This is a genomic window from Plantactinospora sp. WMMB782 (genome assembly GCF_049179135.1).
Lineage (GTDB): Bacteria > Actinomycetota > Actinomycetes > Mycobacteriales > Micromonosporaceae > Plantactinospora.
Genome location: NZ_JBMHMC010000007.1, coordinates 5220488 through 5240610, shown reverse-complemented (window position 1 = coordinate 5240610; position 20123 = coordinate 5220488). Strand labels below are relative to the sequence as shown.

Here is a 20123-nt window from a genome sequence, read left to right as displayed (position 1 = left end):
CGCCGGCCGGTCAGAGGGTCAGGTTCTTCTGCTGGACGGTCCACTGGGTGTTGCGGCACAGGCCGCAGTCGCTGCCGACGAAGGTCTGGCCGGCGGTGCGGTCGCCGAGCAGGCGCCACTTGAGGTAGAGCACCGCGACCCGGCCGAATTCGCCACCGTTGGTCTGGCTGTACGTCCCGCCGTGCCCGACGGGCAGGTTGCCCATGAAGGCAGGAAGGCCGCTCGGCAGCTTGCCCCAGTCGTCCATCGCGTTCGGGTAGGCGATGTCACTGGGACCACCGATGATGTACGCGATGGGCTTCGTCAGCCGGCGCAGCTGGAAGTCGTTGTTGTCGTCCAGCAGGCCGCTGCTGAAGATCATGGTCGTACTGACCCGGGCGTCGTTGGAGACCTCGTACGCCTCCAGTCCGCCGCAGGAGAAGCCGGCCACCGCGATCTTCGTGGTGTCGATCCGGCCCTGGTACCAGCTGCCCTGTCGGCTGTTCTCGGCGACGGCCCAGTTCATCGCCTGGGTCAGCAGCGCGGCGGTCGTGCTGCCGGAACCGTTCGGACGGCCGCTGGAGATCGCCAGGAAGCCGTGTGACGCGATCTCGCGCAGGAAGGGCAACGCGGACGTCCCGTTGGCCGAGCAGCCGCCGTTGCCCCATACGAAGACGGGTAGCGGCGTCGCCGGGAAGCTCGCCGGCCGGTAGATGGTGTGGTTGGTCAGGCCGCTCGACGTCTCGTAGCCCGCCGGGTAGGGGCCGGATCCGCCGACCGAGCTGACCGGCGGCGGGGTGGGCCCGCTCGGCGGCGGCGTGGAAGTGCTCGGCGGCGGCGTCGGGCTGCCGGGCGGCGACGTCGGGCTGCCGGGCGGCGACGGGGACGGTGAGGACGGGCTGACCGTGCCCGTACACAGGGTGCCGTTGAGGGTGAAGCTGCCGGGCCTCGGATTGCTGCCGTTCCACGCACCGTTGAAGCCGAACGAGACGGTGCCGCCGGTGGCGATCGTGCCGTTGTAGGAGGCGTTCGTGACGGTGACCTGTGATCCGGACTGGCTGACGGAACCGTTCCACAGCTGCGTGACGGTCTGTCCGGCACTGAACGACCAGCTCAGGTTCCAGCTGGTGAGCCGGTCGCCGAGGTTGGTGATGGTGACCGCCGCGGTGAAGCCGCCGTTCCACGAACTGGGGATCGTGTAGTCGACGCCGCAGCCGGGTGCGGCCTGGGCGGCGGTCGTGCCCAACAGGCCGGCTGCGGCGACCGTGGCGAGACCGACAGTGCTGGCGAGTACGACGCGGGGCAGCCGGTCGCGGGGCGGTGCCATCCTGTTCCTCCAGGGACGGTGGGGTGGCGCCAGGACGCGGAGCGCCGGTGTCACCGTCAGCTTGATCGCGACCAGATTCACTGTCAAGTGAAGTTCATCGATTGATTGCCCACTTCGGGCCGTCGATCCGCCAGTGCCCCCACCGACGCCACCCGCCGACGCCGGTACGGAAGACTGGCGGGCATGGCTGACTTGGGCGATCCGAAGACCGCGCTGCACCACTACCTCCAGGGACTGCGCGAGGACCTGGTCTGGAAACTCGACGGGCTCAGCGAACGCGAAGCCAGAATGCCGCGCACCGCGACCGGCAACAACCTCCTCGGACTCCTCAAGCACTGCCTCAATGTCGAGGCCGGCTACTTCGGGCCCACCTTCGGGCGCGAGTTCCCGACGCCCGAGGAACTGGTTTCCATGCAGGCGTACGAGGAGGACCCGCAGGCCGACTGGTACGCACGGGAGGACGAGACGAAGGACGGGCTGATCGACCTGTACCACCGGGTCGCGACCTTCGCGGACCAGACGATCGAACAGCTACCGCTGGACGCGCCGGGGCGGGTGCCGTGGTGGCGACCCGGCGGGCAGGAGGTGACGCTGCACAGGATCATCGTGCACGTGATCTGCGACCTGGCCCGGCACGCCGGCCACGCCGACATCATGCGCGAGCGGCACGACTCGGCGATCGGCCTGCGCCGGGAGAACACCAACATCCCCCAGGACCACGACTGGCCGGCGTACGTCGACAAGCTGACGAAGCTGGCCGACCGCTTCGGATAGTCACCGGCCGGCCGGTCCGCCGATGATCCGACTCCCCCGCCCGGCCGCGCCCCGTTCCCGCCGGGATGCGGGAGCGGGGCGGAGCGGTGGTTGCCGATCAGGTTCGACCGGGCGGCGGGGTGCGGATGCCGCCCCGACGGTCCTCAGGCATGCAGGGTGGGCCGGTAGACGAGCTGCTGGGTCCGACCGTCCAGGGTCCGGCTGTCGACAAGCTCCAGGTCGAAGTCGGCCGCCCCCTGGAAGACCGGCTCCGTCCCGGTCTGACCGGTGATCACCGGGAAGATCGTCACCTGCACGAAGTCGACCAGACCGGCGGCCATCAGTGCCCGGTTCAACGACAGGCTGCCGTGTGACCGCAGCGGCACCCCGGACTCCTTCTTCAGCCGGGCGACGACGTCGACGGCGTCACCGCTGGCGACTGTCGCGTCCGGCCAGTCGAGGGGACCCTCCAGGGTGCTCGACACCACCGTCGCCGGGAGCTCCCTCATCCGGGTCACCCAGGCGTCCCGGACCTCGGAGTCCTCGGTGCTCGCGGCAAGCATCCGGGCGAACACCCGGTACGTCTGCGCCCCGAAGACCATCCGCTGTTCCTCGCTGTACAGGGCGAGGCGGTGTTCGAGCAGCTCGGGACCCTGCTTGCCCCAGTATCCGCCCCAGTCGCCGCTTGTGGTGCCGAAGCCGTCGAGGCTGGCGAAGACGTCGAAGGTGTAGGTGGTGGTCATTGTTCGCTCCTTGTCCGGTTGAGTTCGGCACGGCGGCTCCGCAGGAAGGCACGCTCGGTCTCGTTGGTCGCCAGTGCCATCGCCTGGTCGTAGGCGGCTCGGGCCTCCGCGTCGCGGCCGAGCCGGGCCAACAGTTCGGCCCGGGTCGCGGGCAGCCGGTGGTAGCCCGGCAGGTCCACCTGCTCCAACGCGGCGAGGGCCACCGCCGGCCCGTGCACCTCGGCGACGGCGACCGCACGGTTGAGTGCGACGACCGGGGTCGGCGCGAGCGCGAGAAGCTGGTCGTAGAGCGCCAGGACCTGCGACCAGTCGGTGGTGCTGCCGTCGGTGTGCACCGCGCTGATCGCCGCCTGGATCTGGTACGGGCCGGGGCGGTTGCGCCGCAGGCAACGGCGGACCAGGTCGTGGCCCTCCGCGACCAGTGCCCGGTTCCACAACGACCGGTCCTGGTCGGCGAGCAGGACCAGTTCGCCGGCCCGGTCGAGCCGGGCCGGGCGGCGCGCCTCGGTCAGCAGCAGCAGCGCGAGCAGGCCGAGTACCTCGGGCTCGTCGGGCATCAACGCGGCGAGTTCGCGGGCCAGCCGGATCGCCTCGGCACAGAGGTCCGCGTCGATGAGCGGTCCGGCGGTGGCGGTGTAACCCTCGTTGAACATCAGGTAGAGCACGGTGAGCACGGGCGGCAGCCGGTCCGGCAGTTCGTGTTCGGCCGGTACCCGGTAGGGGATGCCGGCGTCGCGGATCTTCTTCTTGGCACGCACGATCCGCTGCGCGACGGTCGCCTCCTGGGTCAGGTAGGCCCGGGCGATCTGCGGTACCTCGAGACCGCCGAGCAGGCGCAGCGTGAGGGCGGTCCGCGCGTCCGGCGCGAGTGCCGGGTGGCAGCAGGTGAAGATGAGTCGCAGCTGGTCGTCCTTCACCGGTCCCACCTCCTGGGGCTCGTCGGGTTGCTGCAGCAGCAGGGCCTGGGCGTGCCGGGCCTGGCGGGTCGACTCCCGGCGGAGCCGGTCGACGGCCCGGTTGCGTGCGGTGGTCACGATCCAGGCGCCGGGGTTCGGCGGCGGGGTCTGCCACTTCTGCAACGCCGTGGTGAAGGCGTCCTGGACCGCCTCCTCGGCGAGGTTGATGTCGCCGAGGAGGCGGGTCAGGGTGGCGACGCAGCGGCCGTACTCCGCGCGGTAGATGCTTGCCAGGTCCGTCACTTCGACGACTCGGGGCTCAGGCTTCGGACAGGTCGTCAAAGGGCCGCACCTCGATCGGCCCGCAGACCGCCGCGCACTTCTCGGCCCAGGCCAACGCCTGGTCCAGGTCCGTGCACTTGATCACCCAGAATCCGGCGATGTGCTCCTTGGTCTCGGCGAACGGCCCGTCGCTCATCGTGGTGGTGCCGTTGTCGACCCGTACGACGGTGGCACTCTCCGGCGTGCGGAGTCCGCCGGCGAAGACCCAGGCGCCCGACGCCTGCATCTCCTCGTTGATCCGGTCGGTCTCCCTGAACATGGTCTGCATCTCCTCCTCGGACGGCTCCGGCGCGCCCTCGACGAAGTGCACGGACAGCAGGTACTGCTTCATGACGGTCCTCCGGTGGTTCGGTGTCGGGATGACAGCAGGTCGGGCGGTCAGGCGGCCAGGCGGCGCGCGACAGCGGGGATCACGATCGCGGCCGCGACCAGGTGGGTGAGCATCAGCAGTGCCTTGGTGGCGACGCCGGCGTCAACGATCACGTCCGGCACCAGCGACAGGACGGTCAAGATTACGGTCGTGCGGACGAACGTACGCCGCGGACGCCGGGCGAACCGGGACAGTAGCGCGGCGATCACCACGCCGACCAGCGAGAAGATCGCGGTCAGTACGCCGAAGCCCGTGGCCGGGATCGGGGCGCCGCCGACGTCGGGGCTGATCCCCGCCGCGTAGCCGGCGGCGGCGACGGCCATGGTGGCGACGCTCGCGGCAGCCGTGGCGACGAGACCGGTCCGGATCAGCCGACCGACGGTCGGAGTGCTGACGCGGGTGGTGGTGTCCAGGGTCGTGCTCATTTCTTTCCTCCGGTGGGCTGTGGACCGGCTCGGTGCCGGGCTCTCACCAGGGCTACGAAAACGACCGGGCCCGATCGACAACCTCACCCAGAATTTTTTCGAGAAGATTCGACTCCGCTCCACCGCCCGCCCAGCCACCGGGGCATAGCGGACGAATACTGACGATACGCCCTCACGCGGAGCCGAACCGTCGAGCGGACAGCCCGGCGCGCAGGCCGACGTGGCACTCAAGACGCGGACGACGGCGACGCGGACGACGGCGACGCGGACGACGGCAGCGGCGACGCGGACGGCGAGTCGTGGTGGTCCCGGCCGGCGTCGGCGGCGGCGAGCCTAGCCCGGAGCCCTTCCGCGTCGGGATGGTCGAGCTCGCCGAGGATCACCAGTGCCCGCCGCCACGCGGTCCGCGCCGCGCCCGGCCGACCCGCGAGCTGGTGGGTGTCGCCGAGATGGGTGAGCGTGCTCGCTTCCGGGTAGCGCGCGCCGAGGGCCCGTAGCCGGACGACCGCCTGACGGAAGCAGCTGACGGCGCGCGGGTAGTCACCGAGATGGTGGTACGCGTAGCCGAGGCTGTCCAGCGTGGCCGCCTCGCCGCCACGGTCGTCGAGTCCGCGGAGCAGGGTGAGGGCCTCCTGGCAGGCGGTGACGGCCTGGGCGTGGTCGCCGAGATGGACCTGGAACCATCCGACCGCGTTGAGGGCGGAGGCCTGACCGTGCCGGTGGTCCGCCCTGCGGTACAGCGCGAGGGCCTGCCGGGTGTGGTCGAGGGCGACGGCGTACCGGCCCTGCCGTTCGCCGAGGTAGGCGAGGAGGTGCTGGTCATGAGCCTGCGCGGTGAGGTCACCGGTGCCGGTGTCGAGGGCGAGGGCGCGTTCGAGGTGGGTGCGGGCGTCGGCGTGCCGACCGGTCTCGATGTACGGGCGGGCCAGGATCCGGTGCGCGACGGCCGACGCGCGCGGGTCGGCGAGCCGTCCGGCGGCCAGCGTCGCCGCGCCGCCGACGGCGAGCTGTTCGGGCCAGCGCCGGCTGTGTTCGAGGTACCCGGTCAGGATCCAGGCGAGCTGCCAGGCGTGCCTGTCGTACCCGGCGGTGCCGGCGTGCTCCACCGCCGCGAGCAGCACCGGAAGTTCGGCGGCGAGCCAGTCCCGGGCCGCGGTCGGGTCGCCGAGCGGTTCCGGCGCGACGCCCGGCCGGGGCGGTTCGAGGGTGACCGCGTCCCGGTTCGGGTGCAGCAGCCGGTCGGCGACGGCGGCGGTGTGCAGGTAGTGGTCGAGGATGCGGCCGGTCGCGGCCTCGCGGTCCGGCACGGACTCCAGGATGCCGCCCAGGTGGGTGGCGTAGCCGCGCAGCAGGTCGTGGCAGGCGTACCGGCCGGGCGCGGGTTCGCTGAGCAGGTTGGCGCGGGTCAGTCCGGCCAGCAGCGGCGGCACCTCCGGCAACGGCAGTGCGGCGAGACTGGCGACGGCGGGCGCGGTGGTGTCCGGACCGGGATGCAGGCCCAGCAGCCGGAACGTCCGCGCCACGGCCGGGGCCAGCGCCCGGTACGACCAGGCGAACACCGCGTGCACGTCGGTGCCCGGATCGCCGGTGTCGAGCAGCCCGAGCGGGTACCTGCCGTCGCGGAGCTGTTCGGCCAGCTCGGCCAGTGGCACCCGGCGGGTCGCGGCGTGCGCGGCGACGATCGCCAGTGGCAGCGGCAGCCGGGCGCAACGGGTGATGATCTCGTCCACCGCGTGCGGTTCGGCGGCGATCCGCGCACCGCCGAGCCGGCGGGCCAGCAACTGCCTCGCCTCGTCGCGGCCGAGCAGGTCGACGGTGACGGGTTGGGCGCCCTCGGCGGCGACCAGGCCGGTGAGCGGATCGCGGCTGGTGACCAGGACCAGGCAGCCGGCGGCACCGGGCAGCAACGGCCGGACCTGCGCGCCGTCGCGGGCGTTGTCCAGCAGGATCAGCAGTCGCCGACCGGCGAGTTCGCTCCGGTACACCGCGGCCAGCGCGTCCGGCTCCGGTGGGATCCGCCGGAGCGGCACTCCGAGAGCGTCGAGGAAGCGGCGGATCGCCTCACCCGGCTCCATCGCCGGCTCGGTCGGCCCGAAGCCGCGCAGGTCGACGTAGAGCTGCCCGTCCGGGAAGCGGTCGGCGACCCGGTGCGCCCAGTACACGGCGAGGGTCGTCTTGCCCACGCCCGCGGTACCGCCGATCGCCGAGATCAGCGCGGTGTTCGCGGTGGCGGCCTCGTCCAGCAGCGCGTCCAGCGCGGCGAGCGGGCCGGCCCGTCCGGCGAAGTGCCGGGTGACGGCCGGCAACTGCCGGGGTACCGGCAGCTGTCGCGTCCGGGGTGCCGGCCGGTACGGTGCCGGTGGCCGCTGCCGCGCGGCCTGCTGCAACGCGTGGTCCACCAGGGCGTACCTCGGGCGCCAGAACTCCTCGATCCCGGTGGCCACCGACAGCCGGTCCAGCCGGCCGTGCTCCTGGGCGTACTGGCGGCAGCCGTCGACGACGCCCCGGACGACCTCCCAGTCGGGCAGCCGTCCGATCCGGCCGTTGAAGATCGACCCCACCTGGCTCTTGCCCAGCCGTACCCGTGCGGCCAGGCCGCGCAGGCTCGGGCCGCCCGCCTGGAGCCGGAGCAGCCGCAGGTCGTCGCAGAGTTGCCGCAGCAGCAGGCGGCCGTCGTCAGCGGTCACCCGGTGATTCCCGGTCCAGCCCGGCGCTGCGCGATCCCCGGCGCTGTCCGGCACTGTCCAGCGCATCGGACGGCTACACCGTCGCTACCTGCCACGTCGGCCCCGGTCGTCCGCACCTGTCCGCACCACCCGCCGCCCACGCTATCCATTGAGGAGGATGCCCTCAAGCACCCGATGCGGAGTATCCCGCGAAAGGACGGTCGCGCGTTGATTGCTACCGGAAGACTGCGGCGAATCACGGCCACCCTCGGCCTGCTGGCGACTACCACCGTGGCGGCGGTCTCCGTCGCGCCGCCGCCGGCCCTGGCCGACGGCACCCGGATCGTCAGCGGAAGCACGACCTGCACGTCCGGGATCCCCCCGGTCGGGCCCTACGTGAGCCTGGGCGTCGGCGGTTGGCCCGGCTCACCCGGCTCCGGATGGCTTCCGGTGGACACCGTCTCCCCGTTCGACCCCAGCTCCTCGACCAGATTGTGGACCAAGGCGATCCCGGCCACCGCCACCACGATCGCGCTCGACGTGCGGTGCTACCAGAGCTGGAGCGAGTACTACGGGTACGTCTTCTTCCCGGAGGGGACCTGGCAGGGGTCGTACCACAGCCTGACCCCGGGCACCTCGGCGGTCAGCTCGACCTGGTCCTGCGCCCGCCAGCCGGTCGCCCCCGGTCCCTGGGTCCGCACCTGCAACCTGACCTCGATGTCGACCGGCTGACAGGTCGCGACCTGTCGGCCGGAGGCCCGCAGGCCGTGGGGGTCACGGCTTCCCCGCCGGGCGGAGCCGGTTCGCGTGGCGGGGAAGCCAGCCGCGCGAACCGGCCACCACCCGGCGGGGAAGCCGGGCCGGCGTCAGGTGCGGGACAGGGCGCGGTCGGCCACGAAGGACTGCAGGCCGAACTGGCGGGCCCGGCGCCCGGCGAAGTCGGCCAGCCCCGGGCTGTCGGCGTAGTCGAGGCTGTAGAGGTCGAGTTCCAGTTGCAGCAGCTGCTCGGCGATCTGGGCGTGGAACTCCAGCACGTCCGGCGGCCACGGGGCGTAGTAGCCGTCCTCGGTCCACCGGGCCGAGAACGACTCGAAGACGATCCCGTCGACGATCTCGGCCAGCCGGGGCAGCATGCCGAAGCCCCGGTTGGCCAGCAGGTACGCCGGGTTCGCCTCCTCGCGTACCGCCGCGACCAGGGTGAGCAGGTGCGGCACGTCCTCGGGATAGGTCAGCTCGACGTTGAGGGTGTCCAGGAAGAGCCCGGCGAAGCCCCGGGCGATCGCCTCCTTCGCCGCCCCGACGACGTGCGCCACCCAGAGCGGGTGGTCGACGTGGACGAACGCGCCGCCCCAGTCCGGGTTGCGCTCCTGGCGCTGCCAGGGCGCCGGCGGGCCCTGGTCCTCCGACAGCGAGAGGTAACCGAGGGTCTGGACGTTCCGCTCTGCCAGGTAGCGCAGCTCGGCGGGCTGGTAGAAGTCCGGCTGCAGCACCACCCGCAGATATCCGCTGAGCTCGTCCAGCCGCCCGTCACCGTAGTAGAAGCAGATCGGGCGGCGGCTCATCGCGGCCACCCGTGCTCGCGGTACCAGGAGAACGTGCCGCGTACCCCCTCCTCCAGGCTGACGGTGGGTTCGTAGCCGGTCAGCTCGCGCAGCCGGGACAGGTCCGGGCAGCGGCGGGCGACCGAACCCGGCGGTGCCGCCTGCGCCTCGATGGCGGGACTCACCCCGGCCACCCGCAGGACGAGTTTGGCCAGGTCACCGATGTTCGTCTCCTCGCGGTCGTTGCCGATGTGCACGATCTGCCCGCTGGCGGCCGGGGTTGCCATCAACCGCAGCATGGCCTCGACCGCGTCGTCGACGTGGCAGAACGCCCGGAACTGGTCGGCGCCGGGCACCGGGAACGGGTCGACCCCGCGGATGGCGCGCAGGGACATCTCCGGGACGACGTGGTCGGCGCCCATCCGTGGCCCGTACACGTTGTGGAAGCGGCCGACCACCGTCTCGAAGCCCCGGGCGCGGGCCGTGTGCAGGAAGGCGGCCTCGCCGAGCAGCTTGCTCACCGCGTACGCGAACCGGGGCTCGGTGATGTCGGAGATCATGGCCGGCACGGTCTCGGACGTCGGCACCGGGACCACCCCGGCCGTCACGCCGCCGGCGTACACCTCGCTGGTGGAGGCGAAGAAGACCCGCTCGCCGGGGCTGACCCAGTCGAGCAGGTGCAGCGCGGCGAGGGTGTTGACCCGGACCACCCGGGCCGGGTCCTGCTGCACGTTGCGGACGCCGACGACGGCGGCGAGCAGGTAGACCTGGTCCCAACCCGACGGCAGGGCGGCCCAGGTCGCCGCCGCGGTCAGGTCCCCGGAGACCACCCGCACCGCCGGGTCGTTCCGGAGGCGGTCGAGGTCGGCGTCGTCCCGGCCGCGCGAGAAGTCGTCCACGATCGTCACCTGGTGACCGTCGTCCACCAGGCGGCGGGCGAGGTGCAGGCCGATGAAGCCGGCCCCGCCGAGCAGCAGCGCCCTCATGCCGGCACCACCCCTCCGGCGGAAGCCGCCGGGGCGGCCGGAGCGACGGAAGCGGGCGACCCGGCCGACGCGGCGGGAACGGGCGACGCGCCGGCGGGGGCCGGTGCCGGGGCGCCCGGTTCGGGGGCCGGCGGCAGGTAGCCGAGGCCCGCGTAACGGATGCCGGCACCGGTCACCGCGTCGGCGTCCAGCACCCGCCAGGAGTCGTAGACGAAGGCCGGTCGGACCGTGTCGAGTACCTCCGAGATCCGGATCGCCCGGTAGTCCGGGTGGTCGTTGATGATCAGTACGCCGTCGACGTCGGTGAACGCCTTGTCCAGGCTGATCGGCTCGCCGCCGTACTGCCGGATCACGTCGTCGGTGACCATCGGGTCGTGCCCGAGCACGACGACCCCGGCGGCGGAGAAGACCCGCATCATGGTGGCGATCGGGGTGCCCCGCATGTCGTCGGTGGGCGGCCAGCCCTTGTACGCCCAGCCGAGCACCGCCAGCCGGCTGCCCAGACTGCCGCCACGCGCCTCGGCGAGCATCCGGACCACCGTCTCCCCCACGTGGATCGGCAGGTACTCGTTGAGCTCCCGGGCCTTGCCGACCAGGAACGGCCGCCGGTCCCCGGCGCTGTCGATCATGATGTACGGGTCCTTGGAGAGGCAGCCGCCGCCGACGTACCCGGGCTTCGCGAGGTCCGGACGCGGATAGTCGACGTTCGCCGCCCTGATCACCTCCAGCGGGTCGAGTCCGTGCCGCTCGGCGATCAGCGCGATCTCGTTGCCGAAGGAGTAGATCAGGTCGGTGTGGCAGTTGTTGGAGAGCTTGACCAGCTCGGCGGTCTCCAGCCCGCTGACCGGCACGATCGTCTGGGCCAGCCCGGTGAAGAACTCGACCCCGGCGGCCAGGCTCTCGGCGTCCAGGCCGCCGACCACCTGGGGCAGCTCGACGAGTTCGCGCAGCGCCTGGCCCTGGATGGTCCGTTCCGGTGCCATCACCAGCCGGACCCGGTCGCCCCAGGCAGCCCGCAGTTCGGGCAGCACCACCCGGCGGCTGGCGCCGACCGGCACGGTGCTGCGGACCACGACCAGGGTGTCCGGACGGCAGGTGGCGGCGACCGCGCGGGCGGCCGCGGCCAGGTTCGCCAGGTTCGGCCGGCGGGTGATGTCGTCGACCGGCGTCGACACGCTTATCACCGCCACGTCGACGGTGTCCCGGGGCAGTTCGGCACCCACCTGGATGTCGCGGCCGATCCGGGCGGCGAAGATCTCCTCGACGCCGGGCTCGAAGATGTGCGGCCGCCCCCGGGACAGCGCCCCCAGAACCGTCGGCGACACGTCCGCGCCGTACACCGGGAAGCCCTTGTCGGCGAGCGCCGCGGTAAGTGTGAGCCCCACGTAGCCCATCCCCACGACCCCGACTTTGCAGCCCATGCTGTTTCCTTTCCGTGCCACGGATGTCCTGTTCGAAAGGGCGGCGGTCCGCTGGGCGGACCGTCCGATGTCCGGCGCTCGCGGTCGCGACGGTGCGACCGCGCCGAAGGGGTACGACTCAGCCGCAGGGGGCGGTGAGCCGGTCGAGTTCCCGGACGGTGACCGTGCCGGCGAACCGTTCCGCGCGATAGCGGGCGCAGACCGCCCGCACGTGGTCGGCCCGTACGGCGTAGTCGACGGCGAGCACGAACTTGCCCGCGTCCCGCAGCGCCCGGGTGTGTGCCAGGTTCTCCGCACACCAGTCCCGGGTGCACGGCTCGTCCATGGCGAGGTAGAACAGTTCCTCCATCGCGATGCCGTCGATGGCGGCGGTGTAACCCCGCTGCCTACGCAGTTCCGGGGAGTTCTGCGGGACGATCAGGAAGCCGGGCCGGCGGGCCTTGGCGTACCTGCTGATCCGGACGACCAGGGCGGCCATCTCGACGGCGAGCCGCGCCCGGTCACGGCCCTGGGCCGCGTCGAGGGAGATCTCCTCGTACGCCAGCGGCGTGTCCAGGTAGACCCCGTCGAAGCCGGCCCGCAGCGCCCGGTCCACCCGGGGCCGTACGACCCGCTCCCACCAGCGGCCGTCCCAGTAGTGCACGAAGTACTCGCCGGGCCAGTCCGGCCACTCGTTGGCCAACAGGTCGGGGGCGTCGCGCCGGAGCACCGGGTACTCCGGGCGGAAGTCCTCGATGCTGCCGATCTCGAAGTACGCCAGCACCCGCTTGCCACTGCGGCGCAGCGCGCCGATCTCGGCCCGGGTGAAGTAGCCGGTGTGTGCGTCCCGGGCCAGGTCGACGACGGCGAGCTGGTACCGGCCCCGGGTCAGCGCGTCGAGACCGCCGCCGGAGTACCCCTGGAGCTGGTACGCCCAGTTGGTGATGGTCCGGGGTGCGGGCGGCCTGGCCGCGCCGGGTGTGCCGGTGGCCGGTCGGCTCGGCCGTGGCGTGGGGCTGGCACTCGGCGCCGCGCGGCCACCGCCCGGTCCGGTTGCCGTGCCGGTGGCCTCTGCCGGCGCCGACGTCGGTGCGGGACCGGACCGGCCGGCGACCAGTGCCCAGCCGGCGGCCACCGCCAGCACCGTCACCCCGGCGAGGCCGGCCACGAGCCACCGCCGTCGTCGCCGGCCGGCCACCAGCCACCGCCGGCCGGTCACCAGCCACCGGCGTCGCCGCCCCGGGCCGGGCCACCGGCGCCGGCCGGCGGCGGCGCGCGCCGCCTCGCCCGGCCGGCCGCCCGGGTTCCGCTGGCTCACCTCGGCTCCCCGGCGGTCCAGATGTCCTTCACCGACGTCGCCAGGTCGCGCACCGGCGACCAGCCCAGCTCGTGGGCCGCCCGGCTGACGTCGGCCCTGATCCAGCCGACCGCCGTCGAGCGCGGCGGCCCGGCGCCGACCTCCCGGATCCGGCCGTGGTAGCCGGCAGTGGCGGCCAGCAGCTCGACCGCCTCCCGCGCGGTGACCGACCGGCCGCTGCCCGCGTTGAAGACCCGGTGCCGCAGCTCGGGCGCGAGCAGCAGGGCGACGATCAGCGCGGCGAGGTCCCGCACGTCGACGAAGTCCCGGTACGCCGAGAGCGGCCCGAGGGTGAGCTCCGGAGCACCGTCGGCCAGTGCGGCGCGGATCCGGGCGGCGGCCCGGCCCAGCAGGTTCTCCTCGGACATGCCGGGGCCGATCGGGTTGAAGACCCGCACCGACACCGCGTCGGCCTGCCCGGATTCCCCGGCGAGCTGGAACAGCCGGGTCCCGGCCAGGTGGCTGAGGCCGTACTCGCTGACCGGGTGCGCCGGATCGGTCTCGGCGACCGAGGCACCGGACGGCACGACGCCGTACTCGCCGGCCGAGCCCAGCCGGACCAGCCGGGCCCGCGGCGCCGCCGTGCCGACGGCTTCGAGCAGCTTCGCCGCGACGAGCGTGTTCGCCCTGAGTAGCCCGGTGGCGGAACCGGTGAGCGCGCCGACACAGTTGACCACCGCGTCCGGGGCGACCTCGCGCAGCTTTTCCACCAGCAGCTCCGGTGCGCCGTCGAGCAGGTCGTAGGTCGTCCGGTCCGGACAGATCACCTCGGTGATCCTCGGGTCCGACTCCAGCGCGGCACGGGTGTGCCGGCCGATGAAGCCGGAGGCTCCGAAGAGGAGTACCCGGGTCACCCGCGCTCCCCCGAGCGCACGGCCTCGACCCGCTCGCCGACGGCGGACCCCGAACCGACCGGCGCCGGCACGGCAGACCCCGAACCGACCGGCGCCGGGACGGCAGACCCGGGCACCGCCGGACCGGGTTCCGGACGGCCCGGCAGCAGCAGCGGTTTGAGCTGCGCGAACGTCAGGTTCGCCTCGTCGTAGTCCTCCGGCCGGCCGATGTCCAGCCAGAAGCCGTCGAACGGGTACGTCGCCGGGTGCTCGCCGGCCGCGAGCAGGTCCAGCACCAACTGGTCGAAGCCGAGCGGAAGTCCCGGCGGGTACGGCCCGAGCGTCTTCCGCGACATCCCGTACACCCCCATGCTGACCGGGTAGCGCAGCGCCGGCTTCTCCCGGAACCCGACGATCCGGCCGGCGTCCACGTCCAGCACCCCGAAGTCGATCTGGTGCACCCGCTCGGAGGTCGCCAGCGTCAGCCCGGCGCCGGAGACCCGGTGGGTGTGCAGCAGGTCGGCGTAGTCCAGGTCGGTGAGGATGTCTCCGTTCATCACCAGGAACTCGTCGGGCAGCCGGTCCTTCAGCGCGAAGAGCGGGCCGACGGTGGAGAGCGGGCGGTCCTCCTCCACGTAGTCGATGTCGAGCCCCCACCGGCGGCCGTCCCCCACGAACGCCTGGATCAACGGGCCGAGATAGTTGATCGCCAGGGTCACCGAGGTGAACCCGCGCGACGCGAGCTGGTCGAGCACGATCTGCAGGATCGAGTGGCTGTCGCCGATCGGCATCAGGGGTTTGGGTAGCGTCGTCGTATACGGCCGCAACCGCACTCCCTTGCCGCCTGCGAGAATCACCGCGTGCAACCTGACCTCCCCATAGGCCGAGTGAACTACCGGTAGTGCCGGACCTGCCCGATCACCGGAAGCAGACCGAGCGCGAACAACGCCTGGAGCAGCACGACGCTGCCCAGGTAGAGCGAGGTGTCGACGAGCGCGGAGCCGTCCTGCCCGAGCAGCGGAGCGGCACCGAGCAGCGCGCCGCCCCCGACGTGCAGGGCCACCACGAGCGCGATGGACAGGCACAGCCAGCCGTACCGCCCCCGGCCGGTCAGCAGGAACGCCAGGTAGTAGGCGCCGGCGAGCGCGACGTGCGCGACAGTCATCACCGTGCCGGCCGCCGACAGCATCCCCGCGTGGGCGAGGCCGGCCAGCAGTGCCGCCCCGAGCACCGCCGGCACCGCGAGGCAGGCCGCGACGTCCCGGCCGACCGTGCGCCAGACCTCGGCGACGAACTCGTCCGGCCGGCGCGCCCGCCGGGTCGACGCGATCGCCACCGCCGGGAACCGGCTGGTCCGCCACTCCACGAATCCCATCGAGAGGAACAGCGGCACGGCACCCAGCACGACGTCCAACCGGTCCAGGTACGGCGCCTGCGCGTGGAAGAGCAGCCCGGCCGAGCAGAGCCCGTAGCCGGCGACGCCGAGCAGCACGGACGCCTCCGGCCAGAGCGGGTGCCGGGGCGCCGGTTCCTCGGCCCCGGGCCGGGCGGCCCAGAGGGCGGCGGCGAGCGTCGCGAGTACGCAGACCGCCGCCGCCGTCACCGCCGAGCGGCGCAACATCGGACCGCCGACGACCAGGTAGGCCAGGCCGGACAGCAGGGCGGGAAGCATCGCCACGGCCAGCCACGACTCGCGCCGGTAGAAGACCAGCAGCGTACTGGCCATCTGGTAGGCGAGCTGGCAGACCATCATCACCGCCAGCGGCAGGCCGTGGTACGGCAGCATCGCCGCGCCGAGGAGTACGCCGAGCAGTGGACCGGTGAGCGCCGCCATCCGGAGTACCCGGCTCGCCGAGCCCGGCCGGCGCAGGCCGAGCAGCCGGTACGCCGAGTACGCGGCCACGCCCGACCAGACCCAGCCGAGCGTTCCGGCCATGACCAGTCCGAGTACCAGGCCCGGCCGTCCGACGACGGCCAGCACGGCCGGGAACGCCGCACCCGGCAGCAGGTAGAGCGGCCCGTGTGCGATCGTGCGCAGGGCGTCCCACCGGTGCGGGCCGGTCGCCGCCGGGGGGCCCGCCTGGTCGTCGACCGGTGACGGCGGCCCCATCCGCCAGAACACCTCGGAGGCGAGCCGGAAGACGTCCGGGTAGCCGTACTCGACCTGCGACGTCCGGTCGGTGTGCCCGTCGGCCTCCAGCGCGGCGGCGACCTGCAACGCGTCGACCGCCCGGCCCAGCCGGGGCCGGACCCGCTCGACCAGGTCGTCGACCGGGTCGGTGGAGATCCTCGGCAGCAGGATCGTGCGTTCGGTCTCGCCCGGCTGGTCGGCATCCTGCTCCGGCACCGCCTCGGCGGTCACCGTGCCGCCGCGCTGCCGGGCCGGCTCGGCGTCGTCGTCCGGGGAGGGCGGCACGCTCTGGTCGCCGGGCGTCATCGCGGCTCGCCGACGAGTCGCGGAGTCTCGTCCGTCGGATCGTCGACCTGGCCCGCCGGTGCCGCCCGGCGCAGCCGGCCGGACGGGTCCGGCGCACGCCGCGGCACCTTCGCCGCGTTGGACCGGCCGGGCTCCTCCGGGTCGCGCTGCCGGGGTATCCGGGTGTTGACGGCGGCCACCCCGGGCTGGATCTTGTGGTCCGGCACCCTGACCCGGCCCTGGGCCCGGCCGCGCGGCTGGATCTGCGGCACCGACACCGTCGGTCGCGCGACGAGCCCCTCGTAGATGTCGCGGTACGCCTGGATCGAGCGCCGCAGCGTGAACCGCTCCAGCACCCGGGACCGGGCGACCGCGCCGAGCCGCAGCCGCAACTCCCGGTCGCGCAGCAGCTTCACGCAGGCGGCGGCGACGGCGGGCACGTCCCGGGGCGCGACGACGATCCCGGTGTCGCCGACCGCCTCGGCGACACCGCCGACGTTCGTGCAGACGGTCGGGCGCCCGCACGCCATCGCCTCCACCACCGTGTACGGGAAGCCCTCGGAGATGCTGGTGAGCGCGACCAGGTTGCCGGCGTGGTACGCCTCGACCGCGCTGCCGACCCGCCCCTCCAGGGTGGCGTGCCCGGTCAGCCCGAGTTCGTCGATCAGGGCCTGGCAGCTGGCGTGGTAGACCTGGTTGGCGGCCGGCGTACCGCCGAAGACGCGCAGCCGGGCGTTCGGGATCTCCGCGCGGACCAGCGCGAACGCCCGGATCAGCGTGTGCAGGTCCTTCAGCGGGTCGATGCGGCCCATGAACGAGATGGTCGGCGTCTCCGGTTCGCCGGCCGCCGGTGGGAACTCGTCCGGGTCGACGCCGTTGTACATCGTCCACATCCGCTCGGGGTCGGCCCCGTTGTGCAACTGCCAGCGCCGGTTGTACTGCGAGTGCGGCGCCAGCGCGTGGCTGATCAGGTAGGCCGCACCGGCCAGCGAGCGGAAGAAGCTCAGCACCAGCACCCGCACCGGGTGCGGCGCCTTGTCGTGCAGGTACGAGATGTAGCGTTCGCGCAGGTAGATGCCGTGCTCGGAGAGGACCAGCGGGGTTCCGTGTGCCCAGGTCGCCGCCATTGCGACGAGCATCGCGAGGCCGTTCATCGAGGAGTGCACGATGTCGGCCCGGACCGGCGGCGCGCTGAGCGGCCGCATCATGTGCGAGATGAGCCAGGCCGCCTCGAGCGCGTCGGCGACGGTGAGCGCGGGCCCGGCCTCGTCGACCCGCAGCGAGCGCCAGGCGTCCAGCATCATCCCCAGGGCCTGGTTGGAGAGCAGGCCCGCGCTCAGGTCACCGCCGTCGGCGGCGTACTCGAACATGCCGCGCAGGGCGAGCAGGAAGGTGCTCCGGTTGACCGCGCCCGCCTGGGAGCGGGTCGACTCCAGCGGGGTGACGAGCGCACGCAGGAACACCTCGTAGGACTCGACGAACCCGATGCCGGGTCGGCCCGCCCGGACCGGCAACCCCCGCTGGGGGCGGCGGCCCGGCGGCCGTCCGCCCCACAGCGGTATCGAGTGCACCCGGTCCAGGTTCGCCGGCCGGTCGAACACCGGCTGCTCGGTCCCGTCCACGGTGAGTGCCACGACCTCCCAGCGGTGGTCCGGCATGCCCCGGATGAGCTGCTCGCACCAGACGCTCACGCCGCCCATGGCGTACGGGTACGTGCCTTCCGAGACCAGTGCGATCCTCACCGAGTGCTCCCGTTGGAGTTGCGCGTCACCGGATGTCCCGCTCCGTCGTCAGGAGCGGGGGGCGGCGTCGAACGTCACGGCGGTGTTGGCCGTGAGGGTCACCGGGACGGTGACGTCGGTGCCGTAGCTGGTGGCGCCCGCGGTGGCCGCGGTCACCCCGCCCAGTTGGACCGTGCCGGCGGCCGGCGAGGTCACCGTGATGGTGCCGGTGCTCCGGTCGTAGACCGCGCCGACCCCGGCGTCGAGCGCGGCGAAGTGCGCCGTCCGCGCCCGGCCGTAGCCGGCGATGTCCACCCACGACGAGTTCAGCAGGGGCACCGAGTAGTAGGAGTCGTACTTGGTCAGCACCGCGTCCACCCAGTCGGTGAGCAGGGTGTCCCCGGCCCCGTAGTCGCGCACGTTGGCGATGTGGAAGGTGTGCGCGTAGATCGAGCCGGACGCCACGTGCTGGAGCGCCATCCCGGCCTCGTAGTCCAGCAGCTGGGCGTAGGTGCGGTCGGAGGGCCAGTACGGGAAGTGTCCGTTCGGGCCGTAGAAGGAGTTGTAGAAGACCGTCTGTTCGGCCGGGGTGGTGGTGTGGTAGGCGATGTTCGTCGGCCAGGCCGGCACCATCAGGATGCTCGGCTCCAGCGGGTGCACGATGCCGGCGTTGAAGTTCGCCGGCTTGTGGCTGGCGAACGACATGTTGCCCACCACGGTGGTGACGCCGAGGTCCTCCGCGGCCTGTAGCAGCGCCGGATTCGACCCTTCGAGCCCGTGGTCGGTCGGCGGGCCGGTGTCGTTCTCCGGGTCGTCGTTGTAGACGCCGAGGCCGGAGTACTCGGGGGTCTTCAGCACGCTGTCCGGTGCGTTCAGCCCGATCGCGTTGCCCGCGGTCCGGTTGTCGTTGATCTCGGCGTACGAGGTGGCGTAGTTCGTCGCGTTCAGCTCGGGGTGGTTCAGCGTGTGGTTGATCCACCGGAAGTTGCCCTTGAGGCACTTGGTGGTGGCGGTCAGCGTGCTGGCGTCGCCGTTGGGGCTGCACGTGCTGCCGGCGAACGGGTCGATGTCGGCGCCGTTGTACGCGATGTTGAAGGTGAACCCGGCCGCCAGCGGGTGCGCGGTGCGCAGCGCGGTCTGCTGCGCGTCGAGGTTCACCGTGTCGTGTCCGCTGACCTGGAATCCGGGGGTGTACTCGACGGTCCCGTTCTCCAGGTAGTGGTCGGAGGTGTTGAACCAGTCGTCGATGTCGACGTTCAGGTGGTGCTTCTGCTCGCCGAAGTACAGCCCCTTGGTCGCCCACCGGACCAGGCCGTAGACCAGCAGGTCGGAGTGGAGCAGGAACTGGTTCGAGGTGAACGTCAGCGCGATCCGCTCCCGGCCGTCGGTGGAGGTGGTGCGCACGCCGAGCACGTCGGAGCCGTTCGTCAGCAGGGCCTCGGCGGAGCAGCCGGGCCGGATGGCGGTGCGGTAGACGTACGACTGGGTCAGGGGGATCTGGGCGGCGCTGTCGAGGTAGTCGAAGACCGCGGCGCCGCCGCTGGTCAGCGAGGCCGGCAGGGGCGTGTCGCCGATCCCGCCCTCGCTGACGCCGGTCAGGCAGTGGTCCTCGGGCCAGGTGCCGTAGCTGGTGTACAGGGATGCCTGCCGGACCCCGAAGTTCCGCTCGTAAGCCCAGAGGGTGTTCCACTCGGTGCTGGTCAGCCCGCTGAGGTAGCTGCCGCCGGACTCGTAGAGCAGCATGCTGTTGGTGAGCAGGATCGCGTTGTAGTTGCCGACCCCGTCGGGCCGGACCAGCGTGCTCGGCGAGAGCGGGTCGGTGGCGGAGTAGAGGACGTCGTAGGAGGCACCGAGCCGGTCGAGGGTGGTGGTGAGGGTGGGTACGCCGAAGTCGTCGGTGTTCGTCGCCACGATCAGCGCCCGGAGCGCGACCTGGTCGTTGAGCCCCTGGACGCCGAGTCCACGGCTCTGGGCGGCCGTCTTGGACCGGTCGACCCGGACGGTGCCGGACTTCCTGGGCAGCGGGCCGGGGCGGGCCGGCTTCGGGCTCGCGACCTCGCCGAAGCCGGGAACGGAGGGCGGCTGGGCTGGCGTGGTCGTCGGTCGGGCGAACCCGGGAGTCTGGCCGCCGAGGACGACCGCGAGCGCGGTCACCCCGGCGAGGGCGAGTCGTGTCAAACGCTGGCGACTAGGCCCGGTGTGGACCATGTACTGACCTCCGATGAGGAGAAGACCGGGAAGCAGTCCATCGAGGACTATTTAGGTGCCAGCGAAGGCTATCAATGACGGCTGCACTCACCAAGAATTGCGGGTGTCGTCTCTCCAATTGACGCCCACGCGCCCGAATGCTAAAGCCACGCCTTTTTCG

General features: G+C 72.4%; 17 protein-coding genes. 2 read left to right on the top strand and 15 right to left on the bottom strand.

Annotation, left to right across the window (positions count from 1 at the left end):
* Positions 1-10: 10 nt before the first annotated feature.
* Positions 11-1306 (bottom strand): cellulose binding domain-containing protein, encoded by a 1296-nt coding sequence (locus tag ACN28A_RS25695; RefSeq protein WP_421398935.1) that lies wholly within the window; start codon positions 1304-1306, stop codon positions 11-13.
* Between the two features lie 183 nt (positions 1307-1489).
* Between ACN28A_RS25695 and ACN28A_RS25690 the strand changes: the two genes are divergently transcribed.
* Complete coding sequence (locus tag ACN28A_RS25690) at positions 1490-2080, top strand: DinB family protein (protein WP_421398933.1); 591 nt, start codon at positions 1490-1492, stop codon at positions 2078-2080.
* 143 nt (positions 2081-2223) lie between these two features.
* Here the strand turns inward: ACN28A_RS25690 and ACN28A_RS25685 are convergent, their stop codons facing one another.
* From ACN28A_RS25685 to ACN28A_RS25665, 5 genes are all read right to left on the bottom strand, one after another.
* On the bottom strand, positions 2224-2802 hold the full coding sequence (locus ACN28A_RS25685; protein WP_421398930.1) for a dihydrofolate reductase family protein: 579 nt from the start codon (positions 2800-2802) through the stop codon (positions 2224-2226).
* On the bottom strand, positions 2799-4001 hold the full coding sequence (locus ACN28A_RS25680) for an RNA polymerase sigma factor (protein ID WP_421398928.1): 1203 nt from the start codon (positions 3999-4001) through the stop codon (positions 2799-2801). The genes ACN28A_RS25685 and ACN28A_RS25680 overlap by 4 nt, the downstream gene beginning before the upstream one ends.
* A 16-nt stretch (positions 4002-4017) precedes the next feature.
* Complete coding sequence (locus ACN28A_RS25675) at positions 4018-4371, bottom strand: YciI family protein (RefSeq protein ID WP_421398926.1); 354 nt, start codon at positions 4369-4371, stop codon at positions 4018-4020.
* A gap of 47 nt (positions 4372-4418) precedes the next feature.
* Positions 4419-4835 (bottom strand): DUF6069 family protein, encoded by a 417-nt coding sequence (locus tag ACN28A_RS25670; RefSeq protein ID WP_421398923.1) that lies wholly within the window; start codon positions 4833-4835, stop codon positions 4419-4421.
* Between the two features lie 227 nt (positions 4836-5062).
* Positions 5063-7522, bottom strand: coding sequence for an ATP-binding protein (locus ACN28A_RS25665; protein WP_421398921.1), 2460 nt, complete (start codon positions 7520-7522; stop codon positions 5063-5065).
* 207 nt (positions 7523-7729) lie between these two features.
* Between ACN28A_RS25665 and ACN28A_RS25660 the strand changes: the two genes are divergently transcribed.
* Positions 7730-8233, top strand: coding sequence for a hypothetical protein (locus ACN28A_RS25660; protein ID WP_421398919.1), 504 nt, complete (start codon positions 7730-7732; stop codon positions 8231-8233).
* A gap of 134 nt (positions 8234-8367) precedes the next feature.
* Here ACN28A_RS25660 and ACN28A_RS25655 read toward each other — a convergent pair whose 3' ends face one another.
* The 9 genes from ACN28A_RS25655 to ACN28A_RS25615 all read right to left on the bottom strand — a co-directional run bounded on the left by ACN28A_RS25655 (position 8368) and on the right by ACN28A_RS25615 (position 19933).
* Entirely contained in the window at positions 8368-9063 is a 696-nt protein-coding gene (locus ACN28A_RS25655) for a hypothetical protein (RefSeq protein WP_421398916.1), read from the bottom strand.
* Complete coding sequence (locus ACN28A_RS25650) at positions 9060-10028, bottom strand: NAD-dependent epimerase/dehydratase family protein (RefSeq protein WP_421398914.1); 969 nt, start codon at positions 10026-10028, stop codon at positions 9060-9062. Before ACN28A_RS25650 ends, ACN28A_RS25655 begins: the two co-directional genes overlap by 4 nt.
* Positions 10025-11449, bottom strand: coding sequence for a nucleotide sugar dehydrogenase (locus tag ACN28A_RS25645; protein WP_421398912.1), 1425 nt, complete (start codon positions 11447-11449; stop codon positions 10025-10027). The genes ACN28A_RS25650 and ACN28A_RS25645 overlap by 4 nt, the downstream gene beginning before the upstream one ends.
* Before the next feature lie 118 nt (positions 11450-11567).
* A complete protein-coding gene (locus tag ACN28A_RS25640) occupies positions 11568-12746 on the bottom strand; it encodes an endo alpha-1,4 polygalactosaminidase (RefSeq protein ID WP_421398909.1) in 1179 nt (392 codons plus the stop codon).
* Complete coding sequence (locus ACN28A_RS25635; protein WP_421398907.1) at positions 12743-13639, bottom strand: NAD-dependent epimerase/dehydratase family protein; 897 nt, start codon at positions 13637-13639, stop codon at positions 12743-12745. The genes ACN28A_RS25640 and ACN28A_RS25635 overlap by 4 nt, the downstream gene beginning before the upstream one ends.
* Positions 13636-14451 carry a sugar phosphate nucleotidyltransferase gene (locus ACN28A_RS25630; RefSeq protein WP_421404648.1) on the bottom strand — a complete coding sequence of 272 codons (816 nt, stop codon included), beginning with the start codon at positions 14449-14451 and terminating at the stop codon, positions 13636-13638. The genes ACN28A_RS25635 and ACN28A_RS25630 overlap by 4 nt, the downstream gene beginning before the upstream one ends.
* 59 nt (positions 14452-14510) lie before the next feature.
* The gene (locus ACN28A_RS25625) at positions 14511-16055 is read right to left on the bottom strand and encodes a hypothetical protein (protein WP_421398904.1); all 1545 of its coding nucleotides are present in this window, start codon (positions 16053-16055) and stop codon (positions 14511-14513) included.
* The gene (gene pelF, locus ACN28A_RS25620; protein ID WP_421398901.1) at positions 16052-17776 is read right to left on the bottom strand and encodes a GT4 family glycosyltransferase PelF; all 1725 of its coding nucleotides are present in this window, start codon (positions 17774-17776) and stop codon (positions 16052-16054) included. Before pelF ends, ACN28A_RS25625 begins: the two co-directional genes overlap by 4 nt.
* Positions 17777-17824: 48 nt before the next feature.
* The gene (locus ACN28A_RS25615; RefSeq protein ID WP_421398899.1) at positions 17825-19933 is read right to left on the bottom strand and encodes a hypothetical protein; all 2109 of its coding nucleotides are present in this window, start codon (positions 19931-19933) and stop codon (positions 17825-17827) included.
* Positions 19934-20123: the final 190 nt, after the last annotated feature.